Below are 16177 nucleotides of genomic sequence, written 5' to 3' on the forward strand. Positions count from 1 at the left end.
AAAAAGCCAGTTTTAGTTTTTATTACCAGAACTTATCCGCAGATTTAAGCTTAGCTAAGCGTTTTTTAGACTTTTTCTGTGTATCTATTAAAGAAGCATTCAACCAGCCTGCGCCGTACAAGGCATTCGAGTCTGTGCTCGCTTTATGTTGATAGCACTGCTGATAATAAGTGGTATCAAGTTGTTGCCTAAGCGCTTGCTGTACTTTTACGAGATGTTTTAGGAAGCGCTTGCTTTTCTTTTTAGACTTTTTACTGTTGAGCTTTTTATTTTTGAGATTTTCATTGTTGATTAAGGGCGCTGCAAATTCACTAACGTAGCGCAATTTTTCAAGCTGTCGGTACAGTTTATACTGGGCTTGTTTTTCGTCCTTGGCTGGCAAATCTATATCCTTCGTCTGCAGACTTTGCGGCTCTCTACTTTCTAAATTAACGCCTTTTGATTTAACGCCTTCTAAGTTAATACTTTCTGAACTCACGCTCTCCAAATTGACACCAGTTAAATCTTTGCTATCCGCGTTAGCATTCCTAGCTTCATGGAGCTTACTCTCAGCTTTCAACAATTTTTTATAACGTTTGTCCAATGTTTTTCTAAGCTTATGAGCGGCGCGTTTATTCGCCTGTGGTTCAAGGTTGGGGTCACTCATGGTAAAGGCTATTAGCTCAAGCAACGTCAGTTGTAAATTATTGGCACGTACCGCATCGATAGGAGTGATTTTCGCCGCTTCAATTTCTGCCGACCAATCAACGCTTGGTGCCTCATGCGCTTGTAAGTAGGGCTCGATATGACTGGCAAGATAAGCAAGCTTGCGATAATCAGCCAGTAAAGTCGCTGTTTGTTTAAGAATAATCACCCAGTCAGGATTGAGCTCATCGGAGAAGCCTTTAAATAGCTTAAGCGCGGTACGTAAGCGCTGAATGCCGTTATACAATTGTAAAATATGCTCATTGTCCGTACTGCCTGCGACGATGGCGCTACTATTGGGTAGTATTTGCAATAGGCAATTATGTACGACTGCCCGTATAAATGCCGGCCTGCTGCTGTCTTTATCAACAGTTAGATCGCTAAGATTGGCGCTAACCGCTCGGCTATGTTGTTGCCCCGTAATTAATAAGCCACCGCGCTCGGCTTTGGTCACTGTAGACAAGCAGAGTTTATGGCGCTGACACCAGGTTTTGGCAGTCGTAAATAAAAAATCTACATCGCCTGATATCAGCTCAAACTCGATTTCTTGAATACTATCGCGCTGAGTATCATCTCTACCGTGGATAATCGCTCCGCAGTCGTATGCCATTTCAATCTGATTGCTGCTGTCCTTGTCGCTATTATCTGTGAGCAATCGCGTTATACGCTCGACATCGGTGACATATAAGCGGGTGAGCGTTTTAGCCAGTTTCGTTAATTTAAATGGTTCTAGAGCAGGGGCGATGGAAGTGTCTTGATAAATGCTCAAATCAGGCATGAGCGTATTGGTGTCCAACATGGCTTGGACTTGTTGGGTATCTAGTACCGCATTGTGCTCTAAACGCGCTGCAATACCGTCGCCACCCGCTTTGATGGTCTGCACCCACGCATCGCCTTCCTGACGAATACGTAAGCCAATACCCGCCTTAGCGAGCTGCTGATCGGGAGTGTCATAATAATGCGCGGCCAGCTGCGTAAGCTGTGAGGATTTAATATTCGCTTGGCGCATCAAACCTTTTAGGCGCGATTCTGGTACCAAAAACTTTAGCTCTATCTCTTGCATGATGGCTCCCGATTATAGTTATGAATGGTTAGTAATACCTGTTAAATAATTACCATCGTATGAAAGCTATCGAACAATGACAAGTAAAAGTTTTACTTTGGCTGATTAGCGGATACTAGGGCGTGTTCCCAGTTCAATCGATAGACATCTAAATGTGCTAAAAATGGCTATTTAATAACGCTATCGTTTTATACAGGGAAATTATTTAAAGCCAAAAAAAACCGCCCTACTAAGTAGGACGGCTTTTTTATAACGGGTACTTATAAAATATAACTATAAGTGAGCGATTATTAGAACTGGTTCATGGTGTTTTTGCCACCACCAGCTTTAAGGGCGTTTTCACCAGAGAAGATTTCTTTGTGATCATCGCCAAGGTCAGAACCCGCCATTGCTTGGTGTTTAACACAAGCGATGCCTTCACGGATTTCTTTACGTTGGACGCCAGCTGCATAAGCAAGCATACCTTCTTCACCGAAGTAGCCTTTAGCAAGCTCATGAACGCTAAGTGCAGTGGTGTGGTAAGTAGGTAGCGTGATTAGGTGATGGAAGACACCCGCTTCGCGTGATGCGTCACGTTGGAAGTTCTTCGCAGCGATGTCAGCAGCTTCATCAAGCTCAGTACCGTCGTAATCAGCACTCATCAAGTCATCTTTATTGTATGCAGAGATGTCTTTGCCTTCTTCTTCCCACTGAGCGATAACTTGCTTACGGAAGTTTAGCGTCCAGTTGAACGATGGGCTGTTGTTGTATACAAGCTTCGCTTTTGGCTGCTCTTCTTTAATACGGTCAACCATCATTTTGATGTGTTCTACGTCTGGAGTAGGTGTTTCGATCCATAGTAGATCAGCACCGTTTTCTAGAGCAGTGACACAGTCAAGTACGACGCGGTCGATGTTGGTTTCTTCACGGAACTGATATAGACCGTTAGCTAGACGCTTAGGACGAACCAATTTGCCGTTGTGCTTAAGAAGGCTGTCATTTTCATTAGCTTCTTCGATGGTCACTTCTTCCATTTCTAGGAAGTCGATATATTGAGAAGCAAGGTCGCCTGGCTCATTTGATACTGGGATTTTTTGCGTGAGTGATGCGCCCTCACTATCAGTACGAGCAACGATAATACCGTCTTCAACGCCCAATTCTAGGAATGCATAACGAATCGCATTGATTTTTGCGATGTAGTCTTCATGCGGTACGGTTACTTTACCCGCTTGGTGACCACACTGTTTTGCGTCAGACACTTGGTTTTCAACTTGGATAGCACAAGCACCGGCTTCAATCATTTGCTTAGTTAGCAAGTAAGTCGCTTCTTCGTTACCGAAACCGGCATCGATATCAGCAATGATTGGCACAACGTGTGAATCGAAGTTTTCGATTTTTTCTAGGATAGCTGAAGTGTCTTGACCCGCTTCTTCTGCAGCGTTTAGCTCACGGAAGTAGTCGTTTAACACTTTAGCATCAGCTTGACGTAAGAAGGTGTAGATTTCTTCGATTAGTTTAGGCACAGACGTTTTTTCGTGCATAGATTGGTCAGGCAGAGGACCAAACTCAGAACGCAGAGCAGCAACCATCCAACCTGATAGGTAGATGTACGTTTTAGCAGTAGTGCCAAAGTATTTTTTCTTAGCGTACATGGTTTGCTGAGCAACAAAACCGTGCCATGCACCTAGAGATTGGGTGTACTGAGACGTATCATTGTCATAATCTTCCATGTCTTGACGCATGATTTTTGCAGTATACTTGGCGATATCTAAACCAGTTTTGAAACGGTTTTGCATCATCATACGCGCGGCATCAGTCTCGCTGATATTCTGCCAGTTACCGTGCTTTTGCTTTAGTTCACGTACTAGATCAATCGCTGATTTATATGCAGTTGACATCTATAGTCTCCTTGGTGGGGTGGGGATTAAAGGGGATGTAAATTACTTAAGTAAAATATGCAGATAAGTGTTGCTGGTAAAATAATGTTTCTTGAAAAGAAATACATTGGCAAAAGTAAAGTTCGGGATATAAACCTTTTGCCTGAGCAATCTTTACTAAACTATAAGAAAATGATTATAAAAGCAAATAAAACCTGTCTTATTGGTCAGCTTTTATTTTTTAGATTTAATTGACGCTGTTTTAGTTAAGATGTGCTTGCCAGTTAAACCACTTATTAGCCTAAAGCGTATATAGCATCAATTCAAGCCTAAGAACTGCCGCGAGCAAAACGCCAAATTTATAAAAAACGGCTTGCATAATAAAGCTTACGCAATAAGCTTTCTGACCATCTTTTAGTATAAAAATGCGATAAAATAGCAGGCATCATTGATTCGTTAAAAGCCGTGCTGATGACATAAGATTTAAAAATGACTTATCAGCGCTTGCTAAGCACTATAACTAGGTTACCCTGATTTATCTAGTTTATGAATATTATCTTGGGTATTTCATTTAGTTATAGTATAGATATAACAATGGCTTGAGCAGGGTAAACTGGGGTATAATAAGCATATATTAAAATTATTTAGTTAGAAAAACGCTTGATTTAAGCAGTCGAAAAACAATTTTGCAAAATAATAGAACGGAAGATGCCGCGCTTTTTTAAGCTTATGGTGGCATTTATTCTACGGTAAAGAGAAATAGATATGGATTTGCAGCGGGTTGATTTGAATTTGTTGGTACATTTAGATGTACTACTACGTGAAAAAAACGTCACACGTGCAGCTGAGCAGCTCGGCATTACCCAGCCGGCGATGAGTAATATTTTGCGGCGCCTACGTAAGTTATTTAATGACCCGTTATTGGTGCGCTCATCGGAAGGTATGACGCCGACAGAACGCGCGCTTGAGCTGCAGCCGCGTATTCGTGAGATATTAGCAGATTTGACGCAAGTGCTTGAGCCGCGTACCGAGTTTCGTCCTTATAGTACCTCGCGGGTTTTTCGTATTATGACCTCAGATTATGCTGAGGCGACTTTGGTGCCAAAACTGGTCAAAGCACTACGCTCTGAAGCGCCCAATGTGATTTTGGACTTCTTGACGCCCTCTGATGTTTCCTACCGTGATATGGAGCAAGGTCGCGTAGATTTAGCGATTAACCGTTTTAATGAGATTCCGCAAAGTTTCCACCAAGTATTGGTTTGGCGCGATACATTTAGCTGTTTGTTATCCGCTGAAGGGCCATATGCCAATCGTTTTAACTTAAAAAACTATCTAAAAGCGCAGCATGTTTGGGTGTCCAAAACAGGTATGGGCGTTGGCTTTGGGGTCAATCCAGAAAAATCAGGTGGGCTTGGTTCTATCGATCAGGCATTGCAACGTCTAGGACAAAAGCGTCAAATCAGCGTCTTTACCCGTCACTATCAAATGCCAGCGATGCTTGCCGCCAATAAAGACTTGATTGCGACCTTGCCGACGCGGGTGGCGAGAATGCAGGCCAATAATGACAGTATCATTATGGAAGAGCCACCGTTCTTTATTCCTGAGTTTGAGCTGACGATGGCGTGGTCACCATTGTTACAGCATCACCCAGCGCATCGTTGGTTACGTCAGCTGATTATGCATGTAGCACGGCAAGTAGTCGCCGAAGAAGAGAATCCGCCACCAGAGATTCCAGTCATTAACCATTTGTTTTAGCACAACTTTTAAAGAACCAGCGCATGTATCATGGGCTGGTTTTTTTATTGCCTCCATTTTTATATCAAGGTTTTTAATTTAAAAGCTCCTTAACTCAAAAGATTCTCTAAATTTAGTTTTTTTAAATAAAGCCAGTCTTTATAAGGGTGTCACATTATTAACATCTTACGCACACTTCTTCATAACTTGTAAAACTACCGCTGGTGCATTTTGTTATGCTAAATGGACATTAAGAAAAAAGACAACTAAAGCGAGCATTGTTAAGTAATTCGATAATATCGACACACTTAACGATAGAGTATTTCTTAGTCATCATGGCTCGTTTATCAAATATCCATTACATAATAAGCAAATAAATAAGGGCAATTATCATGGCAGATATTACCACTGTGAATCCAGCAACAGGTAAAGACATTAAAAATTACACTTATATGAGCGATGATGAAGTGAACAAAATCATCGATGCCTCGCACGAAGCGTTTTCAAAATGGCGTTTGGTTGGTGCCGATGAGCGCGCCAAAGTCATTAACTCGATTGGCGAGACGCTAATGAAGTATAAGGACGAGCTTGCGAAGCTAATGACTGAAGAGCGTGGTAAGACCTTAGAGGCAAGCTTAGCTGAAGTAGATTTATGTAAAGCGATTTGCGATTTTACCGCGGGTGAAGGCGTTGCTGCTTTAGCTGACGATGAACGCGATATTGAAGGGATTAAAAAAGGCTTAATTAGCTATGACCCTATTGGTATTATTTATGGTATCCAGCCGTGGAACTTCCCCGCTTACCAAGTATTTCGCTATACTATTGCTAATTTAATGGCTGGTAACAGTATCCTGCTTAAGCACGCATCCAACGTGACTGGCTCAGGTCAATTGATTGAAAAAATCATGCAAGAATCTGACTTACCAGAAGGCTTATTCCGTGCCTTGATTATCAATCATGATCAATCTGAAAAAGTGATCGAGCACGAAAAAGTACGCGGTGTTACCTTAACGGGTAGTGATGTCGCTGGCCGAGTAGTGGCGCAGCAAGCCGCCAAAGTACTGAAAAAGACGGTTATGGAACTTGGCTCGAATGATGCCTTTATTGTGCTAGAGGATGCCGACTTAGATCTAGCAGCAGCAACTTGCGCCCATGCACGTTTGTATAATAACGGTGAAACGTGTATCGCAGCCAAACGCTTTGTCGTCGTCGATAGCGTATATGATAAATTCCGAGATTTGGTGATCGAAAAATTCAACAGCTATAAAGTTGGCGATCCAATGGAAGAGTCGACTGACGTAGGTCCGATGTCGAGTAGCAAACAACGCGATACTTTGCACAAGCAAGTGCAAGAAAGCGTGGATAAAGGTGCGACCATTACGATTGGCGGCGAAGTACCTGATAAGCCGGGCGCGTTTTATCCACCAACGATTTTGGAAAATATCAAACCCGATCAACCAGCTTATAAAGATGAGTTATTTGGTCCTGTTGCCGCGCTTATCCGTGCGAAAGACCAAGACGATGCTTTCCGTATTGCCAATGATAGTCGCTATGGACTCGGCGGTGCTATATTCTCAAAAGATGAAGAAAAAGCGATCAATTTAGCCCAGCAGCATTTCGATACGGGGATGGTTTATATCAATGGCTATAATTTGGTCAATCCAGGTCTGCCATTTGGTGGCGTGAAGGATTCAGGCTATGGCCGTGAACATGGTGGCTTTGGTATTAAAGAGTTTGTCAATATTAAAGCAGTACATGTGGTTGATAAAAAGCCTGCTTAATGATTGAACTGCTTTAGATTTATTATTTGAAATGCCTCGTTATTCAGTAACGAGGTATTTTTTTGCTATACAGTCAAAATATCTTAAAAACGCGACGGTATGGCTGATATCAATTTTTTGTAGCCTTTGTCTACGCACGCACAGCAAGCAAGAAAAATTGATATCAGCAGTGCGTGATGTATCGATATTACTTTTCACTCACTATATATTATCTTTGACTTAAGCATAAAAAAGCAGAACCCGTTATGGATTCTGCTTTTTAGTTTATTAGAAAAGCTTAAACATCTAACCATAGCTTTAACGGTAAAGCCGGTAGATAAGATGATTTAGTCTCCTCAGGCAGATTATCTAAGTCAATAATGCCCTTAGCAATTAGGAATATCGTCCACGGTAGTAATTGATGCTCTGCTTTTTGTACGCGTGCTTGCAGGCTATCCGCAGTGTCTTTGTAATCAACTTCAAGCAGCGCTTGAGTCAACACCGCACCGGCATCAAGCTCGGCGGTGACCACATGAATACTACAGCCGTGATGGCGTTCGCCCGCTTGTATGGCACGCTGATGGGTATCTAGACCCTTATAAGCAGGCAGTAGAGCAGGGTGCAGGTTAATCATTGGCGCAGGCGCATTATCGATAAATGAGGCGCTTAATACCCGCATAAATCCTGCAAGCACAATCACATCAGGCTGCCAAGTGGTTAATTGAGCATTAGCATGGGTTTCAAAGGTTTTGATCCCCATACGTTTGCCGCTCGCAACGTGAGATAAGACGGCAACTGGAATAGCAGCGTCATTAGCGCGTGTGATGGCATAAGCGTCTTCACGGTTACTGATGACGCCAACAATCTCAATCGGTAGCGCGCCAGCTTGCATGGTATTGATCAATACTTGCAGGTTGCTACCACTACCCGATACCAAAACAGCGACGCGTAACGGCTTAGCTGATTGCTTTGCCATGCTTTTTAAATTGTCGTCTGGCATTAACGGTACACCACGGCGTCCGCTTCACGGCTCACCATTTCACCCAATTTCCAAGCTTTTTCGCCTGCATCATTTAAGGTCTTGATAGCCGCTTCTGCTTTGTCTTTAGGTACAACGATGACAAAACCGATGCCGCAGTTAAAGGTGCGGTACATCTCACTTTGCTCGATATTGCCATGGGTTTGTAGCCACGTAAATAGCTCTGAGAACTGCCAGCTGCTCGTATCAATGCTAGCGGCTAAATTATCTGGTAGTACACGTGGCAGATTATCGGTTAAGCCGCCACCAGTGATATGCGACATCGCATGTAAGGCTGAGCTACCAAGGCTATCTTGCAACGCTTTAATGGCTTTAACATAAATGCGGGTAGGTGCCATCAGCGCATCCTGAATAGGCTGACCATCTAATTGCTCATCGCTTGTCGTGACATCAATACCGCTAACTTCGATGACTTTACGTACCAATGAGTAGCCATTAGAATGCGCGCCACTTGAAGCAAGAGCGATTAATACATCGCCCTCGCTGACGTTTTCACCAGTGATGACTTCCGCTTCTTCGACTACGCCCACACAGAAACCGGCTAGGTCATAATCATCATCTTGATACATGCCCGGCATCTCAGCGGTTTCGCCGCCGATAAGCGCGCAATTTGATAATTTACAGCCTTCGCCGATACCCGTGACAACAGTTGCCGCGACATCGACATCAAGCTTGCCAGTTGCATAATAATCTAAGAAAAACAATGGCTCAGCACCGCAAACCAATAAATCATTGACGCACATAGCCACCAAGTCGATACCGATGGTGTCATGACGGTTTAATTGTAATGCCAATTTGAGCTTAGTACCGACACCGTCAGTGCCCGAAACCAACAACGGTGAGGTATAACCAGTCGGAATACGACAAAGCGCCCCAAAACCGCCAAGTCCGCCCACAACCTCAGGACGAGAGGTGGCTTTTGCCACTGATTTAATACGTTGCACCAACGCATCGCCGGCATCAATATCAACGCCAGCATCTTTGTAGCTTAAAGAAGGCTTGTTACTCATGGTCATCTCACAAATTTATAAGGAATGAAGGTCTGTCAGTAGAAAAGCGGATCGGTCGTGTTAGTTTTGCAGATAGTGCGCGCATTATACCCAAAAATGACCCTTAGCCGCAAAGCAACTTGCCAATATTTGGCGGATATTTGCAGAAGAGAGCTAATAAAGCTGTCTTAGGTGCAATAAAAAATTAAGAAACAAAAAATGACTGATTTTTTGTTCGACTCTGCGATAATATAACGCCAAAGTCGTTGGCAAAACCTACGACAATGACGCTGCTAATGACCATGACAAATATAAAGCCGCTGAAGACATATTTCAGTGAACTAATCATCAGATGCCAGTATTTTACATTGACTTAATCGTAGGGTTACCCTTAATGATAAACCAACCAATAGATCCCTTTTTTCGGCGCTTATTTATCGTCGTTGCGATTGTTATAGCGGTATTTTTATTGTATTTGATGATGCCGGTCATCGTGCCGTTTGTCGTGGCTTTTGTGTTGGCGTATTTGTTTAATCCGCTGGTTAAGCGTTTATCAAAATATATCAAGCGTTGGATAGCCATTATCATCGTTTATTCGACGATTACGCTTGGTATGGTGCTGCTGCTTTGGTGGTTAATACCGACTTTATGGCATCAACTGCAAGCGGCGTGGGAATATCTACCCAAAGTATTAAATTGGTATAACCAAGTTGTACGTGAGTGGTTTATCAATAACAGCCGTATTCGTCTGCCAGAATTAGAAAGCAAAGGTTTCTCTGATACTTTAGTTGATTATATGCAGACCAATTATAAGTTCGCTGATGCCAGCAGCATGATGAGCCAAATTTTGGTCTCTAGTATGAATTTTATTAATAATGCTGGCTTGATTGTACTGGTGCCGATTTTAACCTTTTATTTCCTATTTAATTGGGATCAGCGTCTGCATACTTGGAAAATGGCAATTCCGGCGCCTTATTGTAAAAAGGTGGTTGCCATTGCTAAAGAATGCGATCAAGCCTTAATGGCATTTATTAAAGGTCAATTATTGGTCATGGTATTATTAGGCGTCATTTATGCTGTACAGCTCCAGCTTATTGGGCTTGAGCTTGGTTTGATTATTGGTATGGTGGCTGGTATCGCAAGCTTCGTACCGTATTTAGGCTTTGGTATCGGTTTTATCGCCGCGATTATCGCCTCTTTATTCCAATTTGGTCTGGATTGGACTTATCTAGCCTTGGTGGTTGGTGCGTTTTTGGTCGGACAAGCGGCAGAGGGTTATATTTTACAACCGTTATTGTTGGGCGACAAAATCGGTTTATCGCCGTTATGGGTTATATTTGCCGTATTGGCAGGGGCGAGTTTACTTGGCTTCGTCGGTATGCTGATTGCGCTACCGGTATCCGCTGTCCTCAACGTTTTATTCCGTCATTTGTACGCCTATTATCAATCTACTGACTTTTATAAAGGCCGTAAACAATTGGCGTTATTTGAAGAAAAATAAATCGCCCAGACATTCTATGAATAATGATAGATTGGGCTTAATGGGTAAAAGACTTGTCAGTCATTTTGCAAATATGTTATATATAGGCGCAGTATTAACGGTATTTACCGTTATTAGGTTGGCTTTGCTAAATGTGAAAGTTAGCAAAGCCAGTTTACAGAATATTAGTCGTTTAGCCTTTTTAGTGATTGCGCTACGCAAACCGAGTTGATGATTCATGGCAGAAGCACAGCTAAGTCTCAATCTGGACATTAAGCATGATGCGAGTCTCAGCGACTTTGCCGGTCCAGGTTGGATGTCTATTATCGATGCAGTGCGGCAGCTACATGTCGGCCTGATAGGTCAGCTGTACCTATTTGGCAGCCCAGAGACGGGCAAGTCGCACTTATTATCCGCCATCTGTGAGTCGTTTATCGAGATGGACAAATCCGCGATTTGTCTGTCATTAAATGAGCTGATTCATACCGATGTCAATGTTTTATCTTCTTTAGAAAATTTTTCCTTGATTGCGATTGATGATTTAGAAGTGCTTGAGCAAAGCAGCCAATGGCAAGAAGCCTTATTTCACCTAATTAATCGTAGCCGAGAAGGACAACGGCAGCTGATTTTTGCCTCCAACAAACCTGCGACCGAATTACCGTTTCAGTTAACAGATCTCCTCACCCGTTTGGCGCAGTCACCAAGCTTTAAAGTGCCAACCGGTCATGATTTGGCAGACCGTCAAGCTTTGCTACAATCTATCTTACGCCGCCGCGGTTGGCAGTTTGATGAGCGTATTATCAATCATTTACTCACCGAAGGGCCGCATCGTATCGGCGCTATGATGGACGTCCTAAATTACATTCAGCCGATGTTTTCTAACCTTGGTCGTAGTAATATATCCAAAGCGGTCATTAGCGATGCGCTGCGCACGATTGATGAGCAGACGCTCGCCGCCGAGCTTGCTGATATCGCCCAAGAAACGCAAGGTGACAATGAGGTCGCTAATCAAGATCAACATACCATGCCGCTCGACTTTTAACCTTTCGTTTTTTGACCTTTAGCTTTTAATAATTAGTTTTTAATGTTCATAGACACGCCCTTTATACCGCTACTTTACTATCCTTGGAATAACTTATGAAACCAAACGCTTCTTTGCTAAAAAAACTGACTGTTGGCTCCTTATTAATTGCTGCAGGCTCAGTATCGATGTTATCGCACGCGGCAGTGACCTTGCTTGTTGATGACCATATCAAAGTGACCGCTATCAATGGGCAAGAAATCCAGCAAAGCCCGTTTCAGCCGCTGACGAAGTCGTTTACCTTAGAGCCTGGTCAGCATGCGATTACCGCTAAATATGATCGTTTATATAACTTGCGCCGTGATGAGCACGATTATTTGCGCTCGGGTAATGTGAGTGTGACGGCTGAATTAAAAGATAATCAGACCTATCGTCTCGTTATGCCAAATCAGCCAGAAAAATATGAAGCAGCAAGAGAGTATGCCAAGCGTCCAACCCTAGCGGTGCAACAGAATAATACAGTAGTTGCCAGTCAGCAAGCTTTGGAAGGCAGCCAAGGTGGTTTGCTATCAGGTTTGGGTAAAACATTGGGTGGTGTATTTGGCGGCGCAAATGATGCTGAGCTACAAAACCAACGTGCCATTGCTGCGTTAGGTCAACCTACTGCCAGCACTGTCAATACAGGTGCTGTGACCACAGTTCAGCAAACGACAAGCGCTGCTGCCTCTACCAGTACTTTAGATCAGTTTATGCAACTTTGGTTACAAGCAACGCCAGCAGAGCGTGAAAAAATACGCCAGTGGATTGAGAAGTAGAATAGGTTCAGCTATTGAAAGAGCTTAACGTTTATCGATTTTTAGCAAAGCGAACACAAAAAAAGCACCTAAATTAGGTGCTTTTTCCTTACTTACTATCTATTCAGTTAATAAACGAATTGAGTGATAAATGGTTTTATGTATTTATCTGTTTAGCCGTTATTTAGCCAAAAAAGCGTTATACATCCAAACCAGCTTTTCTTGTTGTTGTACATACTCATCAACTAAATCGGCTGTACCTTGGTCTTCAGCTCGTTCTGCCAATGCTGACACTTCGCGTTGCTCTTCAATCAGCGCTTGTAGGCCAGTCACCACACCTTGCACACAAGCATTACCGTCTTTAACGTTTTTATCTTCTTGAATGTTGGTATGTTGACTAAAGTCGCTATAAGCATGCAGTGGCGTGCCACCCAAGGTTAAGATACGCTCAGCGATTTCATCAATTTCTACTTGCAAATTGGTATATAGCTCTTCGAACTGTGGGTGCAAGGTGAAGAAATGCTCACCTTTTACGTTCCAGTGATAACCACGTACGTTGATATAAAACATATGATAGCTTGATAATAAGTCGTTTAACTTATCAATCACTTCGCTCATATCTGCTTTTTCTAGACCGATTTGGTTGGTTGCATTATTAGTATTACTCATAATATTATCCTTATAGTTTGAGTGTTGATTTAAGAGATTGGTTATTTTTATAAACTTAGACTTAATCATCTAAGGCAAATGTAGAAGTCTAAGAGTGTAGCAAGTCATATCCTGCATTGCTATGCTCGTTATATATCTTCTACAGGTTTTTAGGTATCTATACCTTGTCTGTTTATGCTTATTATAATAGCAAAGATACTATGATAAGTTAAATTCAATTAATCTAAGTCTGTGATTGATTTGATAGAATTATAAAGTCACAATATCCACGCTATTCATACTATTTTATAAAGCCAACACCTATACAAGTTTAATGCTGAATTATAAAAAACGACTAACCACAGCACTTTAAAAGCCACTTCTTAATTTAAAAGTCACTTTTATAGTTTTGCAGGTGGCTGTAAGTTTTCAGGGTTTAAGCCTTTAACGGCAATGACTTCTTGTAGGTGCTGACGTACGGTATCGATTGGGAATTTTTGCGCTTGTAAACGCTTAGGAATGATTTGGCTGCCCTGTTGACCTTTTAGCTCAAACATCATGAAGATGTAGTCATCGGTTTCATCCCAGCTTTTGACGGCGCTCCAAGGAATAACCGCTTGCTGAGTGCTACCAGCACGCATCTGCATACCGCGCATCTGATTGCTATTAAACATATCAGGCTGATTGACTGGCATTGCTATGACTAAACCATGCTTTTGCACGCCCAATTTCATCTGACGCATCTCATCAGGCATTTCTTGGTCAGCAACTTGTTTTTCAAACTCTTTTTTGACATACCATTTAAAGCCAAGGGTACGTACCAATAGATAAATGACCACCGCCGCTAGCATAAGCCAAAAGATAATGGTTGAATAACCAGTTAAAAAAACCAAGCCCGCGATGGCTAATATGACGACGACTGCCATAATAATCCACTCTTTCATCTTAATACTCGACAGACCAAACGACGGGCTGGCACTGGCAAATAGCTCATATTGGGCTTGATGAAATTCGGCCTCGGTTAGGTTTAAGGCGACAGGTTGAAGCGTGTAGGGGTACAGGGCCATAAAGGTTTCTCAGATACGTATTTTAAAAGCGTGGGATGAAAAGCGCCAAAGCGAGGCTGCGATGCCATACTTAGCGATGCTTGGCGGAAAGTAGAATAAAGATATGCGCTTATCTTACCGAAAACTGCTCTTAAATGAAACATATAAGCGGGTCTGTCGACCAATAGCTCGGTTATTTTTCAGATAGCATCCTTATTTATACTAAGGTCAATGAGAGAACTTGATGTATAAGAGCATGATGTGACTTTTATTGTTTGTTATTTAACCCATAAAGCTTGTGCAAAGAAAGTGCTAGATTTTGGCAAAATATAGCCAAAACATGGTCAAATCTGCTTGGTATTGGTATGATAGTGACTATTATTTATGGTTCAGATTGAGATGGCGTTATCGGGCAGCTTTATAACGATTTTATAAGGCTGGGCACGTTATTTCATATTTTTTTGATATAAATTGGCTACTATTTTCCCTTTTTATTTCTTACTCACTTTTGGCGCTACAGGCAACTATTATGATTGACCCAAAACTCTTACGCGGTGATTTAACGGATTTACAACAGCAGCTGGCCACGCGTGGTTATGCGCTTGATATGGCGTTTTGGCAAAGTATCGAAAACGAACGTAAGTCTTTGCAAGTCAAAACCGAAGAGCTGCAATCGCGTCGTAATGCCGGTGCTAAGCAAGTGGGTGCGCTAAAAAAATCGGGCGCAGATGCCAGCGAACTGTTGGCTGAGATGCAAAGTGTCAGCGGTGAGATTAAGACAGCTGAAGATGAGCTGCGTACCTTGCAAGAACGCATTAGCCAAGCGGCCATGCAAATCCCAAATATCCCAGCCGCCGATGTGCCAGTCGGGACATCAGAAGATGATAACGTCGAAGTGCGCAAATGGGGAACGCCGCGCGCGTTTGATTTTGAGATTCAAGACCATACCCATATCGGCGAAACCTTGGGCATGCTGGATTTTGAAGCGGCCACCAAGCTGACCGGTAGTCGTTTTAATGTGCTCAAAGGGCAGCTGGCACAGATGCATCGCGCTTTGATTCAGTTTATGTTGAACACCCATACGGTCAAGTACGGCTATCTTGAGACTTATGTGCCTTATATCGTCAATAGCGAGAGCCTAAAAGGCACCGGCCAACTGCCAAAATTTGAAGAAGATTTGTTTAAATTGACCAATCATACCAATAACGAAGGTACAGATTTTTATCTGATTCCAACGGCCGAAGTGCCCATGACTAACTTGGTACGCGGTGAGCGTTTGGATATCAAAGAGCTGCCGTTAAAATTTACCGCCCATACGCCATGTTTCCGTAGTGAAGCGGGCTCGCATGGTCGCGATACCCGTGGTCTAATCCGTCAGCATCAGTTTGAAAAAGTTGAGATGGTCAATATCGCTACCGCTGAGCAATCAGATGACTTACTTGAGGCGATGACGGCACAAGCTGAGTACATTTTGCAGCAGTTGAATCTGCCGTACCGTGTGGTCAAACTATGTACTGGCGATATGGGCTTTGCCGCTCAAAAAACTTATGACATCGAAGTGTGGTTGCCAAGCCAAGATACTTATCGTGAAATCTCAAGCTGCTCAAACTGTGGCGACTTCCAAGCTCGCCGTATGGGCACGCGCGTTAAAGATGGCAAGCAAACCAGCCTAGCGCATACGCTAAATGGTTCAGGTTTGGCAGTCGGTCGTACGTTATTGGCAGTGATGGAAAATCATCAAGATGCTGATGGTAGTATCACCATTCCTGAAGTATTGCGTCCGTTCATGGGCGGAGTTGAAACCATTTTAGCTTAATGATTTAGTTTTTTATCTAAACTGCGGGTTGGTTGCTGACTCGCGGTTTTTTCATACGTATTGGTTTAATAAAACTGATACGAATGATTGTTAAATACAAACGCTTCTGTCAGCGCATTTTTAGATTGCCAGATGGCAAATATGTTAATATTGCATGTGATTTTATAGTCTATCTTTTGATGACATCCATTGTATTTTTGTCGTATTTCTGATGGATTGCCCTCTGAGTAACCCTTTCTCTTATGCT

General features: G+C 42.7%; 12 protein-coding genes. 6 read left to right on the forward strand and 6 right to left on the reverse strand.

Annotated features, from left to right (window positions below):
- Positions 1 to 22 precede the first annotated feature (22 nt).
- Positions 23 to 1747, reverse strand: coding sequence for a CYTH and CHAD domain-containing protein (locus FOR85_RS05295; protein WP_144297026.1), 1725 nt, complete (start codon positions 1745 to 1747; stop codon positions 23 to 25).
- Positions 1748 to 2037: 290 nt separating this feature from the next.
- Positions 2038 to 3624: an isocitrate lyase gene (locus FOR85_RS05300; RefSeq protein ID WP_144297027.1), complete on the reverse strand. Its 1587-nt coding sequence runs from the start codon at positions 3622 to 3624 to the stop codon at positions 2038 to 2040.
- 744 nt (positions 3625 to 4368) lie between these two features.
- On the opposite strand from FOR85_RS05300, the gene FOR85_RS05305 reads away from it, so the two are divergent.
- A complete protein-coding gene (locus FOR85_RS05305; protein WP_144297028.1) occupies positions 4369 to 5358 on the forward strand; it encodes a LysR family transcriptional regulator in 990 nt (329 codons plus the stop codon).
- A gap of 371 nt (positions 5359 to 5729) precedes the next feature.
- Positions 5730 to 7118 (forward strand): NAD-dependent succinate-semialdehyde dehydrogenase, encoded by a 1389-nt coding sequence (locus tag FOR85_RS05310; RefSeq protein WP_144297029.1) that lies wholly within the window; start codon positions 5730 to 5732, stop codon positions 7116 to 7118.
- Between the two features lie 277 nt (positions 7119 to 7395).
- Here the strand turns inward: FOR85_RS05310 and purN are convergent, their stop codons facing one another.
- Positions 7396 to 8097 carry a phosphoribosylglycinamide formyltransferase gene (gene purN, locus FOR85_RS05315; protein WP_223808521.1) on the reverse strand — a complete coding sequence of 234 codons (702 nt, stop codon included), beginning with the start codon at positions 8095 to 8097 and terminating at the stop codon, positions 7396 to 7398.
- Positions 8097 to 9146, reverse strand: a complete 1050-nt coding sequence (gene purM / locus FOR85_RS05320; RefSeq protein WP_144297030.1) for a phosphoribosylformylglycinamidine cyclo-ligase — start codon at positions 9144 to 9146, stop codon at positions 8097 to 8099. The genes purN and purM overlap by 1 nt, the downstream gene beginning before the upstream one ends.
- A 373-nt stretch (positions 9147 to 9519) precedes the next feature.
- Between purM and FOR85_RS05325 the strand changes: the two genes are divergently transcribed.
- The 3 genes from FOR85_RS05325 to FOR85_RS05335 all read left to right on the forward strand — a co-directional run bounded on the left by FOR85_RS05325 (position 9520) and on the right by FOR85_RS05335 (position 12441).
- Positions 9520 to 10626: an AI-2E family transporter gene (locus tag FOR85_RS05325; RefSeq protein ID WP_144297031.1), complete on the forward strand. Its 1107-nt coding sequence runs from the start codon at positions 9520 to 9522 to the stop codon at positions 10624 to 10626.
- A 217-nt stretch (positions 10627 to 10843) separates the two neighbouring features.
- Complete coding sequence (gene hda / locus FOR85_RS05330; RefSeq protein WP_068407080.1) at positions 10844 to 11647, forward strand: DnaA regulatory inactivator Hda; 804 nt, start codon at positions 10844 to 10846, stop codon at positions 11645 to 11647.
- A 95-nt stretch (positions 11648 to 11742) separates the two neighbouring features.
- Complete coding sequence (locus FOR85_RS05335) at positions 11743 to 12441, forward strand: DUF2057 family protein (protein WP_068407077.1); 699 nt, start codon at positions 11743 to 11745, stop codon at positions 12439 to 12441.
- A gap of 159 nt (positions 12442 to 12600) precedes the next feature.
- Here the strand turns inward: FOR85_RS05335 and FOR85_RS05340 are convergent, their stop codons facing one another.
- Positions 12601 to 13089: a Dps family protein gene (locus FOR85_RS05340; protein ID WP_102077250.1), complete on the reverse strand. Its 489-nt coding sequence runs from the start codon at positions 13087 to 13089 to the stop codon at positions 12601 to 12603.
- A 380-nt stretch (positions 13090 to 13469) separates the two neighbouring features.
- Positions 13470 to 14135 (reverse strand): YcxB family protein, encoded by a 666-nt coding sequence (locus FOR85_RS05345; protein ID WP_144297032.1) that lies wholly within the window; start codon positions 14133 to 14135, stop codon positions 13470 to 13472.
- Between the two features lie 508 nt (positions 14136 to 14643).
- Between FOR85_RS05345 and serS the strand changes: the two genes are divergently transcribed.
- Positions 14644 to 15930 carry a serine--tRNA ligase gene (gene serS, locus FOR85_RS05350; protein ID WP_144297033.1) on the forward strand — a complete coding sequence of 429 codons (1287 nt, stop codon included), beginning with the start codon at positions 14644 to 14646 and terminating at the stop codon, positions 15928 to 15930.
- Positions 15931 to 16177 lie beyond the last annotated feature (247 nt).

This window comes from Psychrobacter sp. YGAH215 (genome assembly GCF_007280595.1).
In the GTDB taxonomy this organism is placed as follows: Bacteria; Pseudomonadota; Gammaproteobacteria; order Pseudomonadales; family Moraxellaceae; genus Psychrobacter; species Psychrobacter faecalis.